This is a genomic window from Spirillospora sp. NPDC049652 (assembly GCF_040675125.1).
In the GTDB taxonomy this organism is placed as follows: domain Bacteria; phylum Actinomycetota; class Actinomycetes; order Streptosporangiales; family Streptosporangiaceae; genus Spirillospora.
Map to the genome: position 1 here is coordinate 1 of NZ_JBFAOF010000026.1, position 23,131 is coordinate 23,131.

General features: G+C 72.3%; 22 protein-coding genes and 1 pseudogene. 12 read left to right on the forward strand and 11 right to left on the reverse strand.

Annotated elements, in window-relative coordinates:
• A pseudogene (locus AB0J52_RS03800) lies at nt 1-302 on the forward strand (PH domain-containing protein); the annotation flags it as partial.
• Here AB0J52_RS03800 and AB0J52_RS03805 read toward each other — a convergent pair.
• The 3 genes from AB0J52_RS03805 to AB0J52_RS03815 all read right to left on the reverse strand — a co-directional run bounded on the left by AB0J52_RS03805 (nt 299) and on the right by AB0J52_RS03815 (nt 3,309).
• The gene (locus tag AB0J52_RS03805; RefSeq protein WP_500180029.1) at nt 299-1,927 is read right to left on the reverse strand and encodes a phospho-sugar mutase; all 1,629 of its coding nucleotides are present in this window, start codon (nt 1,925-1,927) and stop codon (nt 299-301) included. The pseudogene AB0J52_RS03800 and the gene AB0J52_RS03805 sit on opposite strands and share 4 nt — an antisense overlap.
• Complete coding sequence (locus AB0J52_RS03810; protein ID WP_500180030.1) at nt 1,924-2,724, reverse strand: purine-nucleoside phosphorylase; 801 nt, start codon at nt 2,722-2,724, stop codon at nt 1,924-1,926. The genes AB0J52_RS03805 and AB0J52_RS03810 overlap by 4 nt, the downstream gene beginning before the upstream one ends.
• Nucleotides 2,725-2,856: 132 nt before the next feature.
• On the reverse strand, nt 2,857-3,309 hold the full coding sequence (locus AB0J52_RS03815; protein ID WP_500180031.1) for a gamma-glutamylcyclotransferase family protein: 453 nt from the start codon (nt 3,307-3,309) through the stop codon (nt 2,857-2,859).
• A gap of 72 nt (nt 3,310-3,381) precedes the next feature.
• On the opposite strand from AB0J52_RS03815, the gene AB0J52_RS03820 reads away from it, so the two are divergent.
• Nucleotides 3,382-4,767, forward strand: a complete 1,386-nt coding sequence (locus AB0J52_RS03820) for an NAD(P)H-quinone dehydrogenase (RefSeq protein ID WP_500180032.1) — start codon at nt 3,382-3,384, stop codon at nt 4,765-4,767.
• Nucleotides 4,768-4,949: 182 nt separating this feature from the next.
• On the opposite strand, the gene AB0J52_RS03825 is transcribed toward AB0J52_RS03820, so the two are convergent.
• The 4 genes from AB0J52_RS03825 to AB0J52_RS03840 all read right to left on the reverse strand — a co-directional run bounded on the left by AB0J52_RS03825 (nt 4,950) and on the right by AB0J52_RS03840 (nt 10,377).
• Complete coding sequence (locus AB0J52_RS03825; RefSeq protein WP_500180033.1) at nt 4,950-5,279, reverse strand: DUF5313 family protein; 330 nt, start codon at nt 5,277-5,279, stop codon at nt 4,950-4,952.
• Nucleotides 5,280-5,473: 194 nt separating this feature from the next.
• Nucleotides 5,474-6,739 (reverse strand): hypothetical protein, encoded by a 1,266-nt coding sequence (locus tag AB0J52_RS03830; protein WP_500180034.1) that lies wholly within the window; start codon nt 6,737-6,739, stop codon nt 5,474-5,476.
• A 1,008-nt stretch (nt 6,740-7,747) separates the two neighbouring features.
• Entirely contained in the window at nt 7,748-9,520 is a 1,773-nt protein-coding gene (locus AB0J52_RS03835) for an acetyl/propionyl/methylcrotonyl-CoA carboxylase subunit alpha (RefSeq protein WP_500180035.1), read from the reverse strand.
• A 608-nt stretch (nt 9,521-10,128) separates the two neighbouring features.
• Complete coding sequence (locus AB0J52_RS03840) at nt 10,129-10,377, reverse strand: type B 50S ribosomal protein L31 (protein ID WP_500180036.1); 249 nt, start codon at nt 10,375-10,377, stop codon at nt 10,129-10,131.
• A gap of 191 nt (nt 10,378-10,568) precedes the next feature.
• Here AB0J52_RS03840 and AB0J52_RS03845 point away from each other — a divergent pair, with 191 nt between their 5' ends.
• From AB0J52_RS03845 to AB0J52_RS03870, 6 genes are all read left to right on the forward strand, one after another.
• On the forward strand, nt 10,569-11,351 hold the full coding sequence (locus tag AB0J52_RS03845) for a hypothetical protein (RefSeq protein ID WP_500180037.1): 783 nt from the start codon (nt 10,569-10,571) through the stop codon (nt 11,349-11,351).
• A 295-nt stretch (nt 11,352-11,646) separates the two neighbouring features.
• Nucleotides 11,647-11,919, forward strand: a complete 273-nt coding sequence (locus AB0J52_RS03850; RefSeq protein ID WP_117361367.1) for a WXG100 family type VII secretion target — start codon at nt 11,647-11,649, stop codon at nt 11,917-11,919.
• Nucleotides 11,920-12,114: 195 nt separating this feature from the next.
• Entirely contained in the window at nt 12,115-12,354 is a 240-nt protein-coding gene (locus AB0J52_RS03855; protein ID WP_500180038.1) for a hypothetical protein, read from the forward strand.
• Nucleotides 12,354-14,543 carry a hypothetical protein gene (locus AB0J52_RS03860; protein WP_500180039.1) on the forward strand — a complete coding sequence of 730 codons (2,190 nt, stop codon included), beginning with the start codon at nt 12,354-12,356 and terminating at the stop codon, nt 14,541-14,543. Before AB0J52_RS03855 ends, AB0J52_RS03860 begins: the two co-directional genes overlap by 1 nt.
• Before the next feature lie 603 nt (nt 14,544-15,146).
• Nucleotides 15,147-15,371 carry a PLD nuclease N-terminal domain-containing protein gene (locus AB0J52_RS03865; RefSeq protein ID WP_500180041.1) on the forward strand — a complete coding sequence of 75 codons (225 nt, stop codon included), beginning with the start codon at nt 15,147-15,149 and terminating at the stop codon, nt 15,369-15,371.
• 46 nt (nt 15,372-15,417) lie between these two features.
• Nucleotides 15,418-16,344, forward strand: coding sequence for a MerR family transcriptional regulator (locus tag AB0J52_RS03870; RefSeq protein ID WP_500180042.1), 927 nt, complete (start codon nt 15,418-15,420; stop codon nt 16,342-16,344).
• On the opposite strand, the gene AB0J52_RS03875 is transcribed toward AB0J52_RS03870, so the two are convergent.
• Nucleotides 16,329-17,420, reverse strand: coding sequence for an NADAR family protein (locus AB0J52_RS03875; protein ID WP_500180043.1), 1,092 nt, complete (start codon nt 17,418-17,420; stop codon nt 16,329-16,331). The genes AB0J52_RS03870 and AB0J52_RS03875 overlap by 16 nt on opposite strands.
• A 143-nt stretch (nt 17,421-17,563) precedes the next feature.
• Here AB0J52_RS03875 and AB0J52_RS03880 point away from each other — a divergent pair, with 143 nt between their 5' ends.
• Entirely contained in the window at nt 17,564-18,193 is a 630-nt protein-coding gene (locus tag AB0J52_RS03880) for a class I SAM-dependent methyltransferase (protein ID WP_500180044.1), read from the forward strand.
• Nucleotides 18,190-19,401, forward strand: coding sequence for an MFS transporter (locus tag AB0J52_RS03885; RefSeq protein WP_500180045.1), 1,212 nt, complete (start codon nt 18,190-18,192; stop codon nt 19,399-19,401). Before AB0J52_RS03880 ends, AB0J52_RS03885 begins: the two co-directional genes overlap by 4 nt.
• Before the next feature lie 3 nt (nt 19,402-19,404).
• Here the strand turns inward: AB0J52_RS03885 and AB0J52_RS03890 are convergent, their stop codons facing one another.
• Complete coding sequence (locus tag AB0J52_RS03890) at nt 19,405-20,352, reverse strand: LysR family transcriptional regulator (protein WP_500180046.1); 948 nt, start codon at nt 20,350-20,352, stop codon at nt 19,405-19,407.
• A gap of 134 nt (nt 20,353-20,486) precedes the next feature.
• Here AB0J52_RS03890 and AB0J52_RS03895 point away from each other — a divergent pair, with 134 nt between their 5' ends.
• Nucleotides 20,487-21,395, forward strand: coding sequence for a zinc-binding dehydrogenase (locus AB0J52_RS03895; RefSeq protein WP_500180047.1), 909 nt, complete (start codon nt 20,487-20,489; stop codon nt 21,393-21,395).
• Between the two features lie 90 nt (nt 21,396-21,485).
• Here AB0J52_RS03895 and AB0J52_RS03900 read toward each other — a convergent pair whose 3' ends face one another.
• Nucleotides 21,486-21,836, reverse strand: a complete 351-nt coding sequence (locus AB0J52_RS03900; RefSeq protein WP_500180048.1) for a YrdB family protein — start codon at nt 21,834-21,836, stop codon at nt 21,486-21,488.
• A gap of 109 nt (nt 21,837-21,945) precedes the next feature.
• Here AB0J52_RS03900 and AB0J52_RS03905 point away from each other — a divergent pair, with 109 nt between their 5' ends.
• Complete coding sequence (locus tag AB0J52_RS03905; protein ID WP_500180049.1) at nt 21,946-22,353, forward strand: nuclear transport factor 2 family protein; 408 nt, start codon at nt 21,946-21,948, stop codon at nt 22,351-22,353.
• Between the two features lie 22 nt (nt 22,354-22,375).
• On the opposite strand, the gene AB0J52_RS03910 is transcribed toward AB0J52_RS03905, so the two are convergent.
• Complete coding sequence (locus AB0J52_RS03910) at nt 22,376-22,831, reverse strand: hypothetical protein (RefSeq protein WP_500180050.1); 456 nt, start codon at nt 22,829-22,831, stop codon at nt 22,376-22,378.
• Nucleotides 22,832-23,131 lie beyond the last annotated feature (300 nt).

Here is a 23,131-nt window from a genome sequence, read left to right on the forward strand (position 1 = left end):
CCCAGGCCGGCGGCGCGGAGCGGTCCATGCGCGCCTGGGTCCTGCAGACCTCGCCGCGCGCCGCCGCCAAGGCCGAGGCGCGCACCCAGCGGGAAGCCGCGAAGCTGCCGAAGGGCGCGGCGACCGCCCTGAAGGGCCGCACGCCCACGCTGTTCGCGATCGACCAGCTCAACGAGATCGCCGAGCGGGAGCGGCCCAAGAGCGCCGAGGACGCCACGACCGGGACCGTCTCGTGGTCCCCGGTGGCCCTGGCGTCCCTGGCCGTACCTATCGTCCTGCTGGTATTGGCTGGCGTCCTCTAGGCGAGCAGGTCCGCCAGGGCCTTGCGGAGTGCTTGGAGGTCGGCGGCGGCGCGCTCCCGGGCCGCGTCCACGTCGTCTCCGACCTCGTGGACGACCTCCAGGTAGCACTTCAGCTTCGGCTCCGTCCCGGACGGCCGGACGACGACGCGCGCGCCGTCCAGCCGGAACCGCAGGCCGTCGGTCGGCGGCAGGCCGTCCGCGCCCCGGGCGAGGTCGTCGACCGCCTCCACCGGGCGTCCGGCCAGCTCCTTGGGCGGCTCGGCGCGCAGCCGGGCCATCATGCCGGTGATCAGCGACAGGTCGTCCACGCGGATCGACAGCTGCGCGGTGGCGTGCAGCCCGTACCGGCGGGCCTGGTCGTCCAGCAGGTCGAGCAGCGTCCGGCCGTCCCGGCGCGCCTCGGCGGTGAGCGCGGCGGCGGCGACGGCGGCGCTGACGCCGTCCTTGTCGTGGACGATCACGCCGTCCCCGGCGCCGACGCTGTAGCCGAGCGCCTCCTCGTAGCCGAAGACCAGCCGGCCCTCCGCCTTCATGATCCACTTGAACCCGGTGAGGGTCTCGGCGAACCGCACCCCGTGCCCGCGCGCGACCGCGCCGAGCAGCGAGGACGACACGATCGTCGTGACCACCAGGCGGTCGTCGCCCGACGTGTGCCGCAGGACGTGCTCGGCGAGCAGCCCGCCCACCTCGTCGCCCGTCAGCGCCCGCCAGCCGCCGTCCCGGGTGGGGACGGCGAGCGCGAGCCGGTCCGCGTCCGGGTCGTTCGCGACCACCAGGTCGGCGCCGGTGCGGGCGGCCAGCGCGAGGACGAGGTCCATCGCGCCCGGCTCCTCCGGGTTCGGGAAGGCGACGGTCGGGAAGTCGGGGTCGGGCTCGGCCTGCTCGGCGACCACGGCGGGCGCCGGGATCCCGGCCCGCTCGAACGCCCGCAGCAGGACGTCCCGCCCGACGCCGTGCATCGGCGTGTAGGCGACCTTCAGCCCGGCGGCGTCCGCGACCGGCAGCACGGCGAGCGCGTCCAGGTACGCCTCGACGATCTCGTCGCCGAGCACCGTCCAGCCCTCGCCGAGCGGCAGTTCGTCCACCCGCCCGACCGCGTCGATCGCGTCGGAGATCTCCCGGTCCACCGGCGGGACGATCTGCGCGCCGTCCGACCAGTACACCTTGTAGCCGTTGTCGCGCGGCGGGTTGTGGCTGGCGGTGACCATCACCCCGGCCGCCGCGCCCAGGTGCCGGACGGCGAACGCCAGCACCGGCGTCGGCAGCGGCCCCGGCATCAGCCAGGCGCGCAGCCCCGCCCCGGTCACGACGGCGGCGGTGTCCTCGGCGAACCGGCGCGAGTTGTGCCGCGCGTCGAACCCGATCACCACACCGGACCCGGCAGGCAGCCGCGCCGCCAGCCCGGCCGCCGCGCGCATCACCGTCACCCGGTTCATCCGGTTCGGGCCCGCGCCCAGCTCGCCGCGCAGCCCGGCCGTCCCGAACTCCAGCCGGGCGCCGAACCGGTCACGCAGCGCGGCCTCGTCGTCCAGCAGCGCCGACAGCTCGGCGCGCGTCTCGGGGTCGGGGTCCTGGGCGAGCCAGGCCTCCGCGCGCTCCCGCAGCGAGGTCTCCGCGCCCGTCATGCCTTGGCCAGGACGTCCGCGAGCAGGCGGCCCATGCGGGAGGCGGCGGCGCGGCCGGCCTCCAGCACCTCCTGGTGGTCGAGGAGCTTGTCGCTCAGCCCGGCCGCGATGTTGGTGACCAGCGAGATGCCCAGCACCTCCGCGCCGCCCTGGCGCGCCGCGATCGTCTCCAGGACGGTCGACATGCCGATCATGTCCGCGCCCATCGTGCGGAGCATCCGGATCTCCGCCGGGGTCTCGTACGTCGGGCCGCGGAACGCCGCGTACACGCCCTCGGCGAGCGTCGGGTCGGCGGCGAGCGCCAGCCCCCGCAGCCGCTTGGAGTACGCCTCGGTCAGGTCCAGGAACGTCGCGCCGGTCAGCGGGTTCGCGCCGGTCAGGTTGAGGTGGTCGGAGATCAGCACCGGGTCGCCGACCGACTGGGTCTCGGGCCGCAGCCCGCCCGCCGCGTTCGTCAGCACCACCGTGCGGACCCCGGCGGCCAGCGCCGTCCGGACGCCGTGCACGACCGGGTCGACCCCGCGGCCCTCGTACAGGTGGGTGCGGCCGAGGAAGACCAGGCAGCGCCGCCCGCCGACCTCCACGATCCGGATCCGGCCCGCGTGCCCCGCCACCGCGGGCACCGCGAAGCCGGGCAGGTCGGTCACCGGGATCTCCGCGACGGGCTCGCCCAGCTCGTCCGCCGCCGGGACCCAGCCCGACCCCATCACCAGGGCCACATCGAAGGCGTCGAACCCGGTCTTCCGGCGGATCTCGAGTGCGGCGGCCTCGGCCACCGCAAAAGCGTCGTTGCTCACGATCCGACATTACCGGCCGAGATCACCTCGTCGAACGGCTCCCGGACCCGTCCGAGGAGCCCCTGACCGGCCCTCCGCCGGCCCTCCGCTGGCCAGTGGAGCCGCCGACCGGGGACGCCCGGCCGGCCCCGGTCAGTCGCCGAGGGACTTGCAGGGCCGTTCGCGCAGCGCCTTCACATAGTCGTCCGGAGCGCCCGCCTTCTCGGCGGCGTCGGCGAGGATGCCCAGATAGCGCGCCGACGGCAGGCCGCCCTCGTAGTCGTCCAGGACGTAGACCCAGGCCAGCACGTCCCCGTCGAGGGTGTGCACCCGGACCCTGGTCTTGCGGTAGACGCCGAGCGCCGCGCCCTCCCACGCGTCGAGCTCCTGCTCGTCCCAGGACGGCACGTCGTACAACACGACGAACACCTGCTCGAAGCGGTCCTCGACGACGGTGGCGAGCGCCCCGTCCCAGCCCTTGTCCTGGCCCCCGAAGGTCAGCCGCCAGCCGGACAGCCAGCCCGTCCCGCGCATCGGGGAGTGCGGGGCCCGGACCGCCATCTGCTCATGATCCATGTTGGAGGCGTACGCCGCGTACAGTGCCACGTCCACCGAGGGTACGCCCCTCCATACCCGGTCGGGGTCCGAGCATCGCGGCGCGTGCAGAACAATGGAGACGTGACGCGCATTGTGATCATCGGAGGAGGACCGGGCGGCTACGAGGCCGCACTCGTCGCCGCGCAGCTCGGCGCGGACGTGACCGTCGTGGAGCGCGACGGGCCGGGCGGCGCGTGCGTGCTGTCCGACTGCGTGCCGTCCAAGACGCTGATCGCGACGTCCACCCGGATGGCGGTGATGGGCGAGTCGTCGGCGCTGGGCCTGCGGTTCAGCGGCGGCCCGGACGGCATCGTCGGCGGCCTGGAGGTCGACCTCGCCACGGTGAACAAGCGCGTCAAGGACCTCGCCCGCGCCCAGTCGTTCGACGTGGCCGAGCGCCTCGCCTACGAGGAGGTCAAGATCGTCCGGGGCGAGGCGCGGCTGGTCGAGCCGCACGTCGTCGCGGTCGGCGACCGGCACATCCGGGCCGACATCATCCTGCTCGCCACCGGCGCCACCCCGCGCGTGCTGCCGAGCGCCGAGCCGGACGGCGAGCGCATCCTCACCTGGCGCCAGCTCTACGACCTGCCCGAGCTCCCCGAGCACCTGATCGTCGTCGGGTCCGGCGTGACCGGCGCCGAGCTCGCCGGGGCCTACCTGTCGCTCGGCTCCAAGGTCACCCTGGTCTCCTCGCGCGACCGCATCCTGCCGACCGAGGACGCCGACGCCGCCTCGGTGCTGCAGGAGGTCTTCCTCCGCCGCGGCATGAAGGTCATGTCCCGCTCCCGCGCCGCCGGCGCCGAGCGCACCGGCGACGGCGTGACCGTCACCCTCGAGGACGGCACGAAGATCGAGGGCTCGCACTGCCTGATGACCGTCGGCATGATCCCCAACACGTCCGGGATCGGCCTGGAGGACGTCGGCGTCACCCTCGACAGCCGCGGCTTCGTCGTGGTCGACAAGGTGTCCCGGACGTCGGTCCCGCACATCTACGCCTCCGGCGACTGCACCGGCGTGCTCATGCTCGCCTCGGTCGCGGGCATGCAGGGCCGCATCGCCATGTGGCACGCCCTCGGCGAGGCCGTCCAGCCGCTGAAGCTCGGCTGGGTCTCGTCCAACATCTTCACCGACCCCGAGGTCTCCTCCGTCGGCGTCACCCAGCACATGGTCGACACCGGCGAGGTCAACGCCCGCACGGTCATGCTGCCGCTGTTCACCAACGCGCGCGCCAAGATGCAGGGCTTCGAGGACGGCTTCGTGAAGCTGTTCTGCCGCCCGTCCACCGGGATCGTCCTCGGCGGCGTCATCGTGGCGCCGCGCGCGTCCGAGCTGATCCTCGGCGTCTCCCTGGCCGTCCAGCAGCACCTCACGGTCGACCAGGTGGCCCACACCTTCGCCGTCTACCCGTCGCTGTCGGGCTCGATCACCGAGGCGTCCCGCCGTCTGATGTCCGAACACGCCTTCTGATCCGCAGCGAGCGGAACGCGGGCTCACGTCACGCGGAACGGCCCGCCTCTTCGGAGGCGGGCCGTTCCGCGTTGGTGCTCTCACCGGGCCAGGCGGCGAGGGTCTCCCTGTTCGGGCGCGAAGGACGCGACGGCGTGGCGTCCGCATCGGGCTCCTGGGCGGCTGAGCCGCCGTGCCGGAGGTCAGCGGCGGGGCTCGCCGCGCGGGTCTTCGAGGCCGTGGCGGTGCAGGCGCGCGCGGCGGAGGTCGTCCGCGCTGACGGCGACGGTCAGCGTGCTGGCCAGGAACGCCAGCAGCGCGACCATGCCCCGCAGCCACAACGGGCCGGGCAGCAGGCCGAGCGCCAGGCAGATCGGGACCATCAACGCGACGTGCCGCAGGAGCAGCCGGGTCCGCCAGCCCGCGTCCGTGAGGTCGTGCCGCACCCACTCCCGGTTCTCCGGCGGCAGCCGGAACCCCAGCGCGTACCGCACCTGCCCCATCGGGCCGGGGTCACCCGGCAGACGTGTCATGGTCGTCCCATCCATCCCGCCAAAGACTATGTGCCCGCCCGCGCGGCCCTCCGCACCGCCCGATCCAGGTGTAGACGAGCGGGAGGGGACGTGAACGGGTCCGGCCCGCGTCCTTGGAGGACGCGGGCCGGATCTTGGTGGTCGGGAGAGGCGGACGACCGGTCGCGAGACGGGTCAGCCGCCGGCGGGACGGGCTACCAGTCGCCTCCGCCGCCCCAGTCGCCGCCACCGCCGAAGTCGCCGGAGCCGAAGTCCCAGCCGCCGCCGGCGTCGCCGGAGTCGCCGCCGAAGCCGCCGAACCCTCCGTCGCCGCCACCGCTCATGACGTCGTGGTGACCGCCCCAGCCGCCGCCCATCATCGAGCCGAGCATGGTTCCGATCATCATCCCGGACAGCAGGTCCATGCCGCCGTAGGACTGGTAGTAGCCGCCCGCGTAGGGCGCGTAGGCGGGCCCCGCGTCCCAGTAGGGACGGCGTCCGTCACCGTAGGGCACCATGCGGACGTCGGGCTGCCCGCCGCTCAGCACCGCCTGGGAGTCGGCCGCGCAGGCCGGGACCGACCGCGGCGCGCCGCCGACCGGGGCCCACATGACGTCCTGGACGGACGGGCCGTGCTGCGGGTTGAAGAAGCAGGGCGCGCGCCGCTCGGGCACCGGCTCGCCGTTCAGCCGGGCGCGGCAGGCGGTCATGTGGTAGCGGCCGTCCTCCAGCGCGGTCGTGACGCCCTGCATGTCCTCCGGACGGGCGGCGCGCTCGGTGGCCGTCTTCGCCGCGTCGTAGGAGTTCATCGCCTGCTCGTACTCGGACTTGGCCCCGGCGTCGAGGCTCGGGTCCATGACGTTGAGGTCGAGGGCGGCGATGTCCTCGCCGAGCCTGGTCACGTCCTCCTCGACGCCGCGCTTGAGGTCGGCCATCTCCCGCTCGCGGCGGGTGCGGCGGCGCTTGCGCACCACCACGAACGCCGCGATGGCGCCCGCGACGACCAGGACCAGCACGCCCAGCAGCACGAAGGCGCCGACGGTGCCGGCCTTCTCCTTGTCGGCGGCCTTCTTCTCGGCCCGGTCGGAGAAGTCGATCACCCGCTGCTTCAGCGGCTCGCCGGACACCTGGGACACCAGCTTGTTGGCGTCCTTCGCCGACAGGTAGGAGCCCTTCTTGGTGAGGGCCAGCATGTGCTTGCCGTCCGCCGCGATCGCGACGTAGACCTTGCCCTTGTCCACCCGGGTGGCGACGGCCTTCAGCGCCGCGACCGTCCCGGACTGCGAGTTGTTGCTGTCGGTGACGACGACCCGGATGTCCGCCTTGGAGTTCTTGTTGAGAGCCGCGTTCATCTCGGCCACGTCGGACGACGAGACCTGAGAGGCGACGCTGCTGTCCACGTACACGCGTGAGCTCATCAGGCCCTTGGCGATCTGACTCGGTGAGTCGTCCGCCCGGGCCCCCGTCCCCCACAGACTCACCAGCAGGACGGTCAGTACGGCGACTCCCGCCGCGAAAACACCACGCCTGGCCGTACGCCGTGGCCTGTTATCGGATCTCATGATTCTCAGTGTGCCTCCTTGCTGGATAAGACGAGCTCAGCCGCATGGACGTTCCGCCCCCGCCACCAACTCCCCGGGAACCGCTGAGACCTTCGTCACACTCTCCTCATTCAACCCCTGAACCCGCCCTCCGGTTCCCTTCCCGCGAAGAAACCAGCCCACGCGACCCGAACACCCGGCCCCTCCGGCCCCTTGAGCCCAGCCCGAAGCCTCGACCCCAGCCGCACCGAGACCAGACAAGCCCTCACAAGCCCGCCCACACCGGTCTCCGCCAGGGTCACCAAATCCGGTCGCCGGGGGCACAAGCCCAAGCCCACAACGCCACACACTTCGGCTGGCCGACAAACGCCGTCGCCTCCGCCTCCGCGCCGCTCTTCCCCGCCCATACGCACGCGGGGGAGGCCCTGTACGGCCACATGGACGACAGGTACGCGACAACAGCCTGCGGGTGGGGAACGAGTGGCCGCAGCGGCCGTGGGCAACGCTCACGCCACGTCAGAGGTTCCGGGAGCATCCTGGGTGCTGAAACAGGAAGAGGAGACCTACCTGCCAACGCACACCTAAGTGCAAACACCGCAGGTATGTGTTCGTCCGCTGCCCGGTATCCGGAGGCGCGGCCTCTGCAGCGGACGGTGCGAGGTTGTGAGTGAGGGGCGGAGCCGCCGTCGCCGTCGCCGTTCGCCGGGGTCCGGGCGGCGAGGGACGACCACACACGCAGGTCTGAGCCTGGGACGTCCGTCACGGCCGACACGTCCGGGGATCGCGGAACCCAGCGTCCGACGGCTGAAGGGCGGTCCGAAACCAAAGGAAGTTCGCTCGATCGAGGCCGGGCGGGACATCTCTACCGGCCTACATCGGCGTCCGGGGCCGGGGAGGTGCGCGCCGAGCAGGTGGGCCTCGCCGCGCACCTCCGGACCGGGACGTGGTTCAGGAGTCCTTGATCTCGCAGATGACGGCGCCGCTGGACACGGTCTGGCCGACGGCCGCGGAGAGGCCGGTGACGGTGCCGGCCTTGTGGGCGGTGAGCGGCTGCTCCATCTTCATGGCCTCGAGGACGACGAGGGTGTCGCCCGCGGCGACGGTCGCGCCGTCCTCGGCGACGATCTTGACGATGGTGCCCTGCATGGGCGAGACCAGGGCGTCGCCGGACGCCTGGGCGGCCGCTCCGGACTTCTTGCCGCCGCGCCGCCGGGCCGGGCCCGCCTTGGCGGCCGCGGGGGCCGCGGAAACGCCCAGCGAGGACGGCAGCGTGACCTCGATGCGCTTCCCGCCGACCTCGACGGTGACGGTCTCGCGGGACTCGGCGCCCTCACCCTCCTCGGCGGGCGGGGCGGTGAACGGCGCGATGTCGTTGTCGAACTCGGTCTCGATCCACCGGGTGTGGACGGAGAAGTGGGTCTCGTCGTCGGCGGGGACGAAGGCCGGGTCGTCCAGCACCCGGCGGTGGAACGGCAGGACGGTCGGCATGCCGTCCACGACGAACTCGTCCAGGGCCCGGCGCGCCCGCTCGACCGCCTGCCGCCGGGTCGCCCCGCTGACGACCAGCTTGGCGATCAGCGAGTCGAACTGCTGCGGGACGGTCTGGCCCTTCACGTACCCGGAGTCGAGCCGGACGCCCGGGCCCGACGGCGGCTGCCAGTCGGTCAGCGTCCCGACGGCGGGCAGGAAGCCGCGGCCCGCGTCCTCGGCGTTGATCCGGAACTCGATGGAGTGGCCGCGCAGGACCGGGTCGCCGTAACCGAGCTCCTCGCCGTCGGCGATACGGAACATCTCGCGGACGAGGTCGACCCCGGCGACCTCCTCGGTGACGGGGTGCTCGACCTGCAGACGGGTGTTGACCTCCAGGAACGAGATCGTGCCGTCCTGCCCGACGAGGAACTCGCAGGTGCCCGCGCCCACGTAGCCGGCCTCGCGCAGGATCGCCTTGGACGAGTTGTAGAGCAGCTCGACCTGCTCGTCGGAAAGGTAGGGGGCCGGGGCCTCCTCGACGAGCTTCTGGTGGCGGCGCTGCAGCGAGCAGTCGCGCGTGGACACCACGACCACGTTGCCGTGCTTGTCGGCCAGGCACTGGGTCTCGACGTGCCGGGGCCTGTCGAGGTAGCGCTCGACGAAGCACTCGCCGCGCCCGAACGCCGCGACCGCCTCGCGGACGGCCGACTCGTACAGTTCGGCGACCTCGCCCAGCTCGCGGGCCACCTTCAGGCCGCGCCCGCCGCCGCCGAACGCCGCCTTGATCGCGATCGGCAGGCCGTGCTCCTCGGCGAACGCGACGACCTCGTCCGCGCCGGACACCGGGTCCTTGGTGCCCGCGACCAGCGGCGCGCCGACCTTCTGCGCGATGTGCCGGGCCTGCACCTTGTCGCCGAGCGCCGTGATCGCCGCCGGGGGCGGGCCGATCCAGGTCAGCCCGGCGTCCTCGACGGCCGCGGCGAAGTCGGCGTTCTCCGCCAGGAAGCCGTATCCGGGGTGGACGGCGTCCGCGCCGCAGTCGGCGGCGACGCGCAGCAGCTTCCCGATGTCCAGATAGGACTCGGCGGCGGTGGTGCCGCCCAGCGTGTACGCCTCGTCCGCCACCCGAACGTGCAGGGCGTCCAAGTCCGGCTCGGCGTACACCGCGACACTGGTCAACCCGGCGTCACGGCAGGCACGGGCAATACGGACCGCGATCTCCCCGCGGTTGGCGATCAGGACCTTGCGCACGTGGTTCCCTCCCTCGACTCGCACGCGCAGTCTAGATAAGTGTCCCGGGCCCGCCGACGGTAAGCCCCTCCTTATGCGCCCGAACCAGGACGATCCGCCTCCGACTTCCCAGCAACCCCGAGGTGCCGCGCTCCTCTCCGAGCCAGGGTCAGTGAGCACTCACCAGCGAAGAGTGAGCATTCACTAACCCGCCCTCCCCAACCGCCTTCCCCAAGGTGAGCGCCCACTCGCCGCCCACCCGAAGCGCTCAACGACACCCCTTCCCACACCGCTCCCAGAGCCGCCTCAGTAGCCGACGGCCCCCACCGCCACGGAATCGCCTGAACACCCGACCGCAATCTCAAAGACCACGCCGCCAAGGCGCCGGAAGGAGACGGTCGGTTCCGGACCCCGCGCTGTTCCGGGCAGCGCGGACTCGGGCTGGCGTTCGAGGCCTATCCCGTGCGCAGAGCTATGCCCTGCACTTCTGGGGCGGGGACTGGGCTGGTGGGGGTTGTCCGCGGGCATGGGAGAGCCCTCGGCCATCGGGTCCGTTCGGACGTTGATGGCCGAGGGCTCTCGGTGCTGCTGTGCGCGGCTTCGGCTCCCCGGGGTGGCGGGGTGTGCCCTCACTGCTCGCGCTTGTACCGGCGGTTGAACTTCTCGACGGCCCCCGTCTCGTCCACCAGGCGGTTGCGGCCCGTGTAGAACGGGTGGCTGGCCGCCGAGACGTCGACGTCCACGACCGGGTAGGTGTTGCCGTCCTCCCAGGTCACCGTCTGGGACGACAGGACCGTGGAGCGCGTCAGGAACGCGAAGTCGGCGCCGCGGTCGCGGAACACGACCGGCCGGTACTCGGGGTGGATGCTCTGCTTCATGGTCGCCTCCAGGGTGGACGGGTGGTCAGTGGCCCGTGAGGAGCTGGGTGGTTCGCCCCACCCGCATCGCGGACGCCCCGTATAACCCCACGGGAACGGTTTTCATTCCGTCCGCCCGAAACGGGTCTCCCGGGCACGTGATCAACCGGTGTATCTTCTGCGGGGATCCGCGGAGTTTCGCAGGGAGACGCATGGTTCGGCACTGGTCGCGGGCGGTGTTGCTGGCCGCGCTGGCATGCTGCGTGGCGGTGCCGTCCTCGGCGCGGCCGAGCCGCCCGTCCGTGGACGCCGACACCACCCGGCAGCTCACCGTCGCCGCGAGCGCCCTGCTGGACTTCCGCTCGCAGTCGCTCGTCGAGCGGCGCCGCCAGGACCGGCGCGCCCCGACCGAGGTCCTCGGCGTCAAGATCTCCCCGGACCTGGCCGAGAACCAGGAACGCGCCGTCCGGGAGCTGGCGAACCGCAACCGCGCGCCCGTCCCCGGCGGCCCCGCGTACGTCGCCGCGAAGACGCGGCTGTCCGCCGACCGCGCGGTCCGGCACGGCGACCACATCACGCTGGACGTCACCGAGCACACCGACCTCAGCTACGGGGACGGGCGGATCGAGCAGTCGGTCCGCCGCCGGTTCGAGTTCGAGCGGCGGGGCGAGCAACTCGTCCTGGTGGGGGAGCGCGTCACCGACCCGAAGGCGCACCCGATGAACGACCCGGAGCCGACGGACGAGCCGTCCCCGCCGGAGCCGAGCCCCACGCCCGAGCCGCCCGAGCCGCCCGCGCCGGGCCCGGTGACGCCCGACCCCTCGCCGTCCCCGACGGAGACGACGCCGAGCCCGTCGCCGTCGAGTCCGACCGCGACGCCGTCCGCGCCGTCCGGCTCGGCGACGCCCTCGACGCCGGCGCCGCCGACGACCACGCCGCCGCCGGTGCCGGTCCCCGTCATCCCGCCGATCACCCTGACGCCGCCGTCCTTCTGATCGCCCGGGACGCGCGAATGGGCATTTCGCCTGCTCCGGCCGCGCGTCAAGAGATGGGTCAGAATGCGGCGGAGGAACACGCCGTAAACCGTTCCACTGGCCGGATCCGGCCAGCCCAAGCCAGTCGGAATGGGTGCCAAACGGTGCGGGAAGACCGTTGTGCGTCTGGCTTCCGGTGATCGGTGGGGCGTAGGCTGGCGGGCATATTCTTCGGGGCCCGGAGAACGCGCCACGGCGAGGCGGCGACCGTCCGACGTGGCCCAGCGATCGCAACCAGCGACGAAAGGGTCGAAGCATGAGCGGTGACAAGCGCGGCGCCAGCATCGGGGCACTCGAAGACCTGTCCCGGATGTTCAGCAAGCACTCCCGGAATCTCGACGCGCTCATCAAGGACCTCAACGGCCGCACCGTCAGCAGCACCGAGGTGTGGTGGGGGCCGGGCGCGGACCGTTTCCGCAGCGCGTGGGCCGAGGCCAAGACCGCCTTCGACAAGATGGCGCTCGCCCTCGAGGAGGGCAGCCAGGACATCAAGCGCTCGCAGCAGAACATCGAGGCCGCCACCCGCTGACCGCGGCCCCCCTGGACCGCGGGTCCCGGCCCATCCCCCCGAGGCCGGGACCCGCACCCCGCCACACCCCGCACCCGCCCGTTCCACGAGACATGTCGGGACATGCGTCGCGACACGGAGTCACGATCCAGGAACGGGCCGTCGCGCGCGCCGCCCCGCGTGCGAAAGTCGACCACGGGACGACGGAGGGTGAGGATGAGCGGACCTGACGCGCTGGAGCTGCGGATGCTCCTCGGCCGGGTGCAGAGCCTCTCGGACGAGCACTGGCGGCTGCTGTCCGGGCCGCGCCAGGCCATGGCAGACCACGCCTGGGTGGGCGGCACGTCCGCCGCGGGCTTCGCCTCCCGCCTGGAGGACGCCGAACGCCGCCTGCAGGCCCAGCTCGCCAAGGCGGTCCAGCTGCTCCGCGACAAGTCGAACATGCCGGTCTTCTGATGGGCGACGCCTGGCTCAGCCCCGACACCTGCGGCGTGAAGCTGGCCGAGTTCGAGCAGATGACCCGCCAGATGACGCGCGCCGCTCCCGCCCTCGCCACGCTGGCCGACCAGCTCTGGCAGACCCTGAACGCCGCCGGGGTCTCCACCGCCCCCGCGCTGGAGATCCGCCGCCTGGCCGCCTGGGCCACCGACGCCGCGTCCGACCTGCGCCGCCGCAACCTGCTGGCCCACGACATGGACCGCCAGCCCGGCGCGCCCAGACTCTGCGGCCTGGACGGCACCTACCTGACCCTCCCGGACCGCTTCACCGACCAGGTCGCCCACTACGAGGGCACCCGCGTCGCCGACGTCCTCCGCCGGGCCGCCGCCGGAGACCGCTCCGCCTGGGACGAACTGAACCGCATCCGTCCCGAGGACGTCACCCCGGCGTTCGCGAAGGCGCTGATGGCCTCCCTCGGCACGGACGACCTCGTCGGCATCCCCCTCGCGCTCGCCAAACAGCTCGCCGGCGACATGAACCTCGAACCCGCCGACGGAAGCCTCAACAACGTCAGCGACGGCCGCATCAACGCCGACGCGGCCAAGGCGCGCGGCGCCCTCTCCGTCCTCGCCCGCGCGCTGTCCTACACGACCGACCCGCAGAGCAAGGGCTACCTGGGCGACCAGTTCCTGAACCAACTCCGCGCGACGGGCCGCTCCCATTTCCCGCCGCAAGCACCCCCCGCCAACCAGGTCGACGGCTACCAGGCCATTTCGACCCTGCTGGGCGCGAGCGGCGACGCCCGATTCTCCTCGGCGTTCTTCCGCGTCGTCGGCCACGACATGATCGCCTACGACCGGGAGCAGCGAAAGAACTCCCCGAACGTCGTCACCGACCTCAGTGGCTACTTCCACCTGGGCAATGCCCTTGACGCCGGAACCACCAAGGTCGTCCGCGAGAACAACGCCCTCCTCGGCCGCCAGGGCGGCCCCCCACCGCAACGCGAAATCCTCTCGCCCCTCCTTGAGACTGCCGCGCACTCGGGCCGCGATGCCGCCCAGTCCCTCCTGACAGGCTGGCACGGCCCTTTCGCCCCCAAAGACGCCGCCATCAAGAAAGACTCCGACCTCTACTACCTCATCCACGACCTACGCCAGGACTGGGGCAGAACCGACCACGGCAAAGCCCTGGGCAACGCCCTCCGCACAGCCGCCACAGGCCAAGACGAAGTCTCCAAGACCATCGCCCTCCAAGCGGCCAAGGCGCTCGCCGACAACGCCCGCGCATACTTCAAGCCCGATGTTGTTCAGAACAAGATGCAGGTGGACGGCGACGCCGCGTCGGACCTTTCCGCTCTGCGTCCCGTCATGGCGGACGTGCTGGCCCGTCATATGGGAGAGCTGCACTCCGTCTACCGGTACTTCCACTACACGACCGCGCCCGACGCGTCCGGACTTGAGAACGGCGATCTGGATTACGTGCTGCTCGACGTCTGCCGTAACGCGAACGCGTACGACACTCTTCTGAAAGCCGAGATCGTCCACGCTCGCATCGCCGTGGACGGTGCCGTCGCCGCCGGGGGCGACCTCACCAGAAACCTGGAGGACATCCTTCCCGCCGAGGGGTGGATGTTCGGCCGCCTGGTAGAGGCGCGAACGCGGACCGTCCAGGCCGAGAAAGCACGCCTTGACGCGGTGAACGCGGAGCTGAGCCAGCACGTGAACGAACTGGTCGGCCTCATCCCGGTCACCTCCCTCTACGGCAAGGCCGCCGAGAAGGTTCCCGGAGGGGACGCCGTGGGCGCCAAGGTCACCGGCAGGCTCACGACCGCCCTCGAAAACTGGATCACCCAACGCCTGGCCGAGAAGCCCGACCCGGCCCTCCTCGCCCCCAAGAGCAACACCGAAGCCGTCCAACGCCTCTTCGCCCAAATGATCGCCTCCTCAATGGCAGAACACCGAGAATTCGCGGGCGATGATTTGCGCGGTAGGTCTTTCGCAACGGATGAGTCGCACCCGAAGGTGAAGTCGTTGAGCTCACTCGACGGGGAGCAGCTTTCGGCTTTCCTGAGATGGGCCACGGTTCATGCCCGTTTGGATTCTGCGGACAATGTGATGCGCTCTACAGTGGAGCAGGGGCAGAAGGAAGTGGCAGGTCATTTCAACGGCAAAGATGGAGATCATTTGCCGCCAAGTTTTACGGGTTGATTCGGATGAGGATTACTCGTGTGATCGTCGCTGCCGCTCTATTGACAGGTTCTTGTTCGCACGATCAAAGTCGCCCTCGAAATGCCGGGGACGCATTGGCCCAAGTGTCTGACGGAGGACCATACATATGTGACCTGGTTCCAGAGAACGCGTTTCGGCGGGCGGTAGGAGCGCCCGCCGGGTCGCTGCGCACCGCGTGGGACGGGAAGCAGGTCGGCAATGGTCTGTGCTTAGGTATCGCTTCTACTGGCGAAGCCCTCCTGGGGATGACCTGGTCATTCAATCAAGCGGATCGTGTGGTTGCTGGACAGTTCGCTAATTGGGAAGCGCATTCACCTCGGACACTTCCCAATCAGCTGGGGACTGGATTTGCTGTGGTCGCACCGGACGGCGGAGTCGCGGGCAGAAAGAACCTTGTGATCGCGGCTTTCGCTTGTAACGCGAGCCGGCCGTGGATCAGTATTGATTTTGCGGGGGTGGTTCGGGGGCGGGATGCGGTGGCGGACATGATCGCGTTCATGCGGATTGCGGAGAGGAGGTTCGGGGAGATTCATCGGTGTACGCCGCGTCCGAGGTGAGGCGGGGCCGGGGAGTGGAGGTGCGGTGGACGAGAAGAGGTCGTGGGGAGAGTTGAGCCCGGGGAAGCGGCGGGTGATCGTGGGGGCGACGGTGGCGCAGTGGGGGTTGGCCATCGCGACGCTGGTGGATCTGCGGCGGCGGGCGGACGAGGAGGTCCGGGGGTCCAAGCGGTTGTGGCGGACGGCGGCGTTCGTGAACTTCGTGGGGCCGCTGGCGTACTTCCTGTTCGGCCGGAAGAAGCGCGGCTGAGGAACGGGGTTGCGTCTCCAGTTACTGGAGGCCGCAGGGTTGGGGCATGGCAGAGGAACTGGTCTTCTCGATCGGGGAGTTGGCGCGGCGCACCGGGTTGTCGGTGAAGACCGTGCGGTTCTACTCGGATGAGGGGCTGGTGCCCCCTGCGCGACGTACCTACGCCGGTCACCGGCTGTACGACGTGCGCGCGCTGGCTCGGCTGGAGCTGGTGCGGACGCTGCGGGATCTCGGGGTGGATCTGGCGACCGTCCGGCGGTTGCTGGAGCGGGGTGTGACCCTGCCCGAGATCGCGGCGGTGCACGCCGAGGCGTTGGACACGCAGATCCGGACGTTGCGGTTGCGGCGTGCGGTGCTGCGTGCGGTGGCCAGGCGCGGATCCGACCCTGAGGAGTTGAAGATCATGCATGAGCTGGCGCGGTTGTCCGCCGAGGAGCGGAACGCGATCATCCACGAGTTCATCGACGCGACGTTCGGCGGGCTGGACGGGAATCCGGCGTTCCTCGCGATGATGCGGAGCGCGATGCCGGAGCTGCCGGACGACCCGGAGCCCGAGCAGGTCGAGGCGTGGATCGAGCTGGCCGACCTGGTGCGGGACGAGGACTTCCGCGCGTCGGTGCGGAGGATGGCCGAGCAGCAGGCGGAGAGTGACGAGACGGAGCTGCACCACGAGCTGACGCAGGTGGTCGTCGAGCGGGTCGGCGCGGCGCGGGAGGCGGGGATCGCGCCCGGGGCGGCGGAGGCCGGGCCGGTGGTGGACGGGTTGATCGCGCGGTACGCCGAGACGTTCGGCGCGGTGGACTCGCCGGAGTACCGGCGGAGCGTCCTGCGGCGGCTGGAGGCGGCGGCCGATCCGCGGGCCGCGCGGTACTGGGCGCTGCTCGGGAAGATCAACGGGTGGCCGGCGCAGCCGGATCTGTCGCCGGTGACCGAGTGGTTCACGGCGGCGCTGCGGGCTCAGCTGGGCGGTTGAGCGGCCAGTTCGGAGCGGACGAGTTCCAGCAGGCGGCCCGCCCAGTTGCGGCCTCCGCGGGGTCCCCGGTCGGTCCAGAACGGGGACTCGGAGTAGCCGGTGTAGCTGAGGGGGGCGTCCCCGGTGGCCAGCAGGGTCGCGGCCATCGGGGGGTGCTGGGCGAACTTCGCGCGCAGGATCTCGGTCATGACCGCGACGCGGCGGGCGGGCCAGTCGGGGTGCAGCGGGCGTGAGCCGCCGAGTTCCTGCGCGTCGCGGGGGTCTTCCGTGTCGCGGACCAGGTCGTGGTCTCCGGGGGCGGCCACGGCCTGGGCCCAGTAGGCGTGCAGGACCGTCCGGTAGGTCTGCCCGCGGTAGGTGATCGGGGACGGGGACTCGTTGCGCAGCACCCCGCCGCCTTCGTGCAGAGTGATCGCGGGGGTGGGGGCGGGGTCGTCCGCGTGCCGCAGGGCGATCTTCGCGCGGAAGGTGTCCTCGCCCCGGTCGCCGGCGTCGAAGTACTCCTTGACCTGGAGGTACATCTCCTCGGTGGCGATTGGGCCGTCGCCGCAGACGGGTCGGCCGGGGTCGGTGGTGAGCTGCCGTAGGGGGATGTCCTGGCGGTCCATGTCGCCGAGGAGGAAGACGCGCTCGTGCGGCGGGACGGCGAGATAGGCGTCCCGGACGAGCCGCCGGTTGGCTTCCGTCGGTTCGCGCTGCCAGCGGCGGATCGCGTCGTGGCAGCGGTCGGACGTCGTCGGGCGGTCGTTCAGCTTCTCGATCTGGTCCATGACCTCGGCGACGAAGCCGTCGGCGGTGAGCGGCTCGGGATAGCGCGCCGACCAGCGCGGACCCTCGGGTTCGGCGGGTGGCGCGGGCAGGTCGGGGTCGCGGAGAAGGATGCGTCCGTCCGCGAGGCGGCGGCGGAGGCCGTCCAGGTCCATGCCGCCGTCGCAGCTGATGAGGCCGTCGGCGAAGACGAAGAGGTCCTCGACGTACGGGCGGGGAGTGGAGTGGCGCGTCGTCCAGACGTGGCACCAGACGCCGGCCACCGTCTCGCCGGCGACGATGCGGCGGGTCGGACCCTTCCAGAACATTCCGACACCCTAGTGGCCGGTTTCGGCAAGCCCGGACTGCCTGCGCGGACACGTCCGCCCGCGGGTCCGCTCGTGCGCCGCGGCGGCTTCGGGTGGACGATCGGGGCGAGCCCGCGATCGCCGGGCGCGGAGGTGAGGGTCGGGTGCGGACCACCAACGAGCGCGTGCTGGAGGTGTTCGACGCCATCGCGGAGCGGTACGACCGGCAGATGGCGACCTGCGAGCGGCTGCTGTTCCCGGGCAGCCGCGCGTGGGTGACCGGGCGCGCGGCCGGACGGGTCGTGGAGATCGCCGTCGGGACGGGGCTGAACCTGCCGCTCTACCCGGAGGAGGTCGTGTCCGTGGTTGGGTTCGACCTGTCGGAGGCGATGCTGGCGGTCGCGCGGGAGCGCGTGGAGGACGGGAAGCTCGGCGACCGGGTCGAGCTGCGGCGCGCGGACGCGCAGCGCCCCGGCCTGCCCGACGCTTGCGCCGACACGGTCGTCTCCACGTTCACGCTCTGCTCGATCCCGGACGCGGACGCCGCCGTGGGGGAGGCGTTCCGGATGCTGCGTCCGGGCGGGCGGTTCGTCCTCGCCGAGCACGGGCCGTCGTCGAACTTCGCCGTCCGGATGCTGATGCGCGTGCTGGAGCCGCTGATCATTCGGCTCTCGGCGGACCACCTGACCCGCGATCCGCGCCCGATGCTGCGTCGCGCGGGGTTCCGGGTCGAGCAGGTCGAGCGCGGACGCCTCGGGGTGAGTTTCCGGATCCTGGCCGTCCGTCCTGAATGACGGGGGCGGCCCGGCGGGTCTTCCTGGGCGGGCAGGCGGTGTCGTTGCTCGGGGACGGGCTGGCGGTGCTGGCCGTCCCGCTGCTGGTGCTGCGGCTGACGCGCGATCCGCTGCTGGCCGGGTTGGCGGCGGCGCCGCGCGGCATCGGGTACCTGGTCGTCGGCGTCCCGGCGGGGGCGCTCGTCGACCGGTGGAACGCCTGGAACGTCCTGGTGGTGGCGGATGTCGTCCGCGCCGGCGTGTTCGTGGCCCTGCCCGTGATGGCGTGGACGGGCACGGCGTCGCTGCCCGTGGTTCTGGCGTTGGCCGTCGTGGCGGGCATCGCGACGGTGTTCTTCGACGCGGCCCTCGGAGCGTCCCTGAAGGATCTGTTCGCCAATGAGGGCTTGCTGCGCGCGAACGCGGTCATGGAGACGGCGGCCCAGCTCGCTGCCGTCGCGGGGCCCGCGGCTGTCGCGTTGGTCGCGGCGACGGCGGGCATCGGGACGGCGCTGCTGTTCAATGCCGGGACCTTCGCCGTTTCGTGCGTGTCCCTGTTGGCCGTTTCCCGTGCCAGGCCGTCCGCGCGCGTACGGGGTGGTTCCGGTTCCGCGCGACGGGTCGGGCGTGACTTCGCCGAAGGGGTGCGGTTTCTGGTCGGGTGCCGTCCGCTGCTGGCAGTGACGGTGGTGCAGGTGGCCGTGAACCTGTGCCTCGCCGTGGACACGCTGATCGTCTACCTGGGCCGGGTGACGCTCGGCCTTCCCACGCACGCGGTCGCTGCGCTGGTGGCGGCCGAGGGGGTGGGCGGTGTCGCGGGGGCGCTGGCGGCGGGCGTGCTCGCGCGGCGGCTCGGCGCGATGGGTGCGGTGGCGGCGGGTGTCGTCGGCGTCGGGACGGCGCTGGCCGCGATGGGCGTCGTCACGGACGCGTGGGGTCTGGTGGCGGCGAACGCGGTGCAGGGGGCGGCGGTGACGGTGGCGAGCGTGGTGAACCGCAGCGCCCGGCAGGCGTGGATCCCGCGCGCGCTGATGGGACGGGTCACGACGACGATCCGTTCGCTGGTCATCGCGGTGACGCCGGTCGGCGCGGCGCTGGCGGGCGTGGCGAGCCGGGCGTCGGGCGACGACCCGCGGGCGGTCTTCGTCGGCGCGGGCGTCCTCGCCGCGGGGACGATGCTGGTCGGCTGGACGACCGTCCTGCGCCGCCTCCCGCCGCCCCCGCTCTGACGTCTAGGGGCGGGACAGGGCGTCGGCGTCCTCGTCGGGAAGCCAGTCGCGGGACGGGTCGTACTCCAGCCAGCGATGCGCCCGTCCGTGTGTGGAGAGGGCCCTGAGCAGGTCGGACAGCCGCGGGTGGCGGGTGGCGTCGGCCCACAGGAGCGACCAGGCGTACAGCGGAACGGGGTCGGCGAGCGGGACGGCCCGGACGCCCGGCACGTCCGGCAGGCGCGCGTCGGCCGGGAAGAGGGTGAACGCGCCGGGGGTGTCGCGCAGTTCGGCGAGCAGCCGTCCCGCGCCGAGGTTGACCACCTCGACGCGGTCCCGGACACCGAACGCGTCCGCGAAGTGGCGGAGGAAGTCGAGCCGGTCGGCGGCCGCCGGGAACACGAGCCGGGCGTCGCGCAGATCGGCGGGCCGGAGCTGCTCGGCGCGGCCGAGCGGGTGGTCCTCGGAGATGAGGGCGTCCACCGGTTCCAGCCGGACGACGCGGCGGGTCAGTTCGTCCTCGCGCGGCTGCCCTGTCCGGTGGACGCGTCCGAAGGCGGCGTCGGCCTCGCCGCGCAGCAGCGCGGAGAAGACGGCGGGCAGGTCACGTGCCCGGCCGAGTTCGATCGGCGGGACGTCGTCGATGACCTCGCTCAAGGTGCGGGACGGGTCGTACAGGTGGCCCCACACGTCGACGCGCAGCGGCCCGGCGTCGTCCCGGACGGCGGAGACGGCGGCGTCCGCTGTGGCGAGGGCCCGGCGGGCCGGCGCGAGGAAGCGGTGCCCGGCGGCCGTGGGCTCCACGCCGCCGTGCCCGCGTTCGAGCAGTCGCGTGCCGAGGAGCGTCTCCAGCCGGGCGATGCGCTTGGACAGCGCCTGCTGGGTCAGGCCGAGCTCGGCGGCGGCGTGTCCGAAGTGCCGCGTATCGACGGTGGTGACGAAGGCGCGCACCTGCGCTAGGTCCAGGTCCACGCGTCCCACCTTGTCCGACAACCACCGGTTGTCAAGGTCGTCCGGCGGCTGTTGGCCCGGGGCGGACCGCGCGCGCTGGACTGTGACAACGGCCGGGACGACAGCCCGGCGGGACCGAGCGAGAGGAGCCGACCGTGAAGGCGTTGCAGCCGACCGGCCGCCCGGACGAACTCGTCGTCCTCGGCGACCGCGCCGAACCGGACCCGCGTCCGGACGAGGCGGTGGTCGAGGTCGAGGCGTTCTCGGTGAACCGGGGCGAGATCTTCAAGCTGGAGGCGGGCACGGCGTGGGCCCCCGGCAAGGACGTCGCCGGACGCGTCGTCCGGGCCGCCGCCGACGGCTCGGGTCCGCGCGAGGGGACGCGCGTGGTCGCGCATCCGCTGGGCGGAGGCTGGGCCGAGCGTGTGGCCGTCCGCACCGCATCACTGGCGGAACTGCCGGACGACGTCGCGGCGGAGACGGCCGCGGCGTTGCCGCTGGCGGGGTTGACGGCGCTGCGCCTGCTGCGGACGGCCGGCGCCGTGGCCGGCCTGCGGATCCTGCTGACCGGCGCGTCCGGAGGGGTGGGGCATTACGTCACCGAGCTCGCGACGGCGGCGGGCGCGCGGGTCACCGCGGTCTCGCGGCGTGGCGAGCGGCTCGCGGGACTCGGCGCGCATGTCGTCCCCGACGTGGCGTCCGCGGACGGCCCGTTCGACCTCGTCCTCGAATCGACGGGCGGCGCGAACCTCCCGGCCGCGCTCGCGAAGCTGGTCCGGCGAGGGACGCTGATCTGGTTCGGCCAGGCGAGCCGCACCCCGGTCACGCTCGACTTCTTCCGGTTCTTCGACGGGCCCGAGTCGGGGACGATCCGGCACTTCCACTACGCCGACTCCGACGTCCCGGACGCCGCCGACCTGGCGACGCTCGTCCGGCTCGTCGCGTCCGGCCGGCTCCATCCGGAGATCGGACGCGTCGCCGGCTGGGCGGACACCGCGACCGTCCTCGGCGACCTGCGCGGCCGTCGCGTCCGCGGCAACGCCGTCCTGACGGTCGGAACGTGAGCGGCCCGGCCGCACGAGGCGACCGGGCCGTCCGCCGGGGCCCCGGCGCGGGTCGGTGTCCCGGCCCCGCGTCTCGGCCCCGCCGCCGTCCTACTGCTTCCAGGTGAGGCGGAGGATCGCGTTGACGGCGTAGACGGCGGCGAAGACCAGGGCGGGGGTCACCGCGGCGGCCGCGTAGAGCGCGACCGCGGCGGTGCCGAACCAGGCGATCTCGAAGGCGGCGCGGGCGATGCCGTGCAGGGCGTAGGTGGCGTTCTCGCCGCCGCCCGCCGCGAACAGGCCCCACAGCGTGCCCATCGCGATCGGCGCGCCGAGCCCGGCGACGATCCGGACGGCCCAGTTGGAGTCGAGCTTGAAGCCCCAGTAGCAGACGGCGGCCAGCGCGCCGAGCTCCAGGAAGAACATCACGGCCAGGTTGGCGCCCTTGGCGATGGTGAGCATGTGGACCTCCGGCGTCCGTGATGTGGATCTCGCGTCCTTGCGAGAGCAATGCTCTCGCGAACGGCGCTCATAGTCAAGAGCAGTGCTCTCGAATAGGAAGGGAACGACCATGACCCCCAAGGAGACCGTCGTCCGGTACGTCGAGGCCGTCGCCGCGGGCGACCTGGCGGTGATCGTCGCCAGCTTCGCCGACGACGCCACCTGGACGTATCCCGGGGACACCCCGATCAGCGGCACGTGGAAGGGCCGGGACGCCATCGTCAACGACTTCCTCGGCGGCGTCACCGCCGGCGCGTTCGCCGCGCCGCCCGAGGTCGTCCTCACCGGCGTGGTCGCCGAGGGCGACCAGGTCGTGGCGGAGTGGACGGCCCGGGGCGTCACCGTTCGCGGCGACCGCTACGACAACCGCTGCATCGGCGTCTACACCGTCCGGGACGGGAAGATCGCCGCCGTCCGCGAGTACTGCGACACCAAGCACGCGGAGGCCGTCCTCTTCCCGCCCCCGGAAACCCGCTGACCCCTTTCCGGCCCCGGTGGCGTCAACCGTTCAGGGGCGGCGGGAGGGCCACCTGGATCTGCGTGGTCGCGCCCTGCCGGACGAACAGGCCGCGCCCGGCGGGGCCGCCCAGGGACGCGTTGCGCGGGAGGCGCAGGCCGAACAGGTCGCCGTCGTCGGGGGAGTCCACCGACAGCAGGACGCCCGAGCGCGAGCGGCGCGCGTCGGCGATGAAACCGCGGTAGCCGCGTCCCAGGTCCTCGGTGGTGCCGCCGATGACGAGGGCGTGCTCGCCGTCGCGGGCGGTGCGCAGGACGTCCCGCAGGGCGTCGTCGAGTTCGGTCTCGTCGAGCAGTTCGGCGTCGTCCACGACCACCGCGTAGCGGTGCTCGTCGCCGATCGCGTCCTCCAGGTCCTCGGCGGTGGAGTCGGCGGTGAGCAGGCCGAGGACGCCGCGCCGCCCGGCGAGCATCCGCAGCGGCGACCGGCGCGGCGTCACCAGGACGACCGGGACCAGCCCGCCCGCGACCGCCGGGTCCAGCAGCGACTCGACGATCGTGCGCAGCGTCGTGGAGCGGCCCGAGCGGGCCGGGCCGCCGACGACGAAGCCCGGGCCCTCGTTCAGCAGGTCCGCGCCGACTGGAGATCCGGAGGGGGCATGAGGTCGTCGGCTTCTCGCAGGACGACGACGCCGTCACCCTCGACCACGCCGGAGGTGTCGAGCTCGACGTTGTCGCGGGTCAGCGCCGGGTAGTAGTCGTTGGACAGCAGGACGCGCTTGCAGCCGATCGTGTAGTCC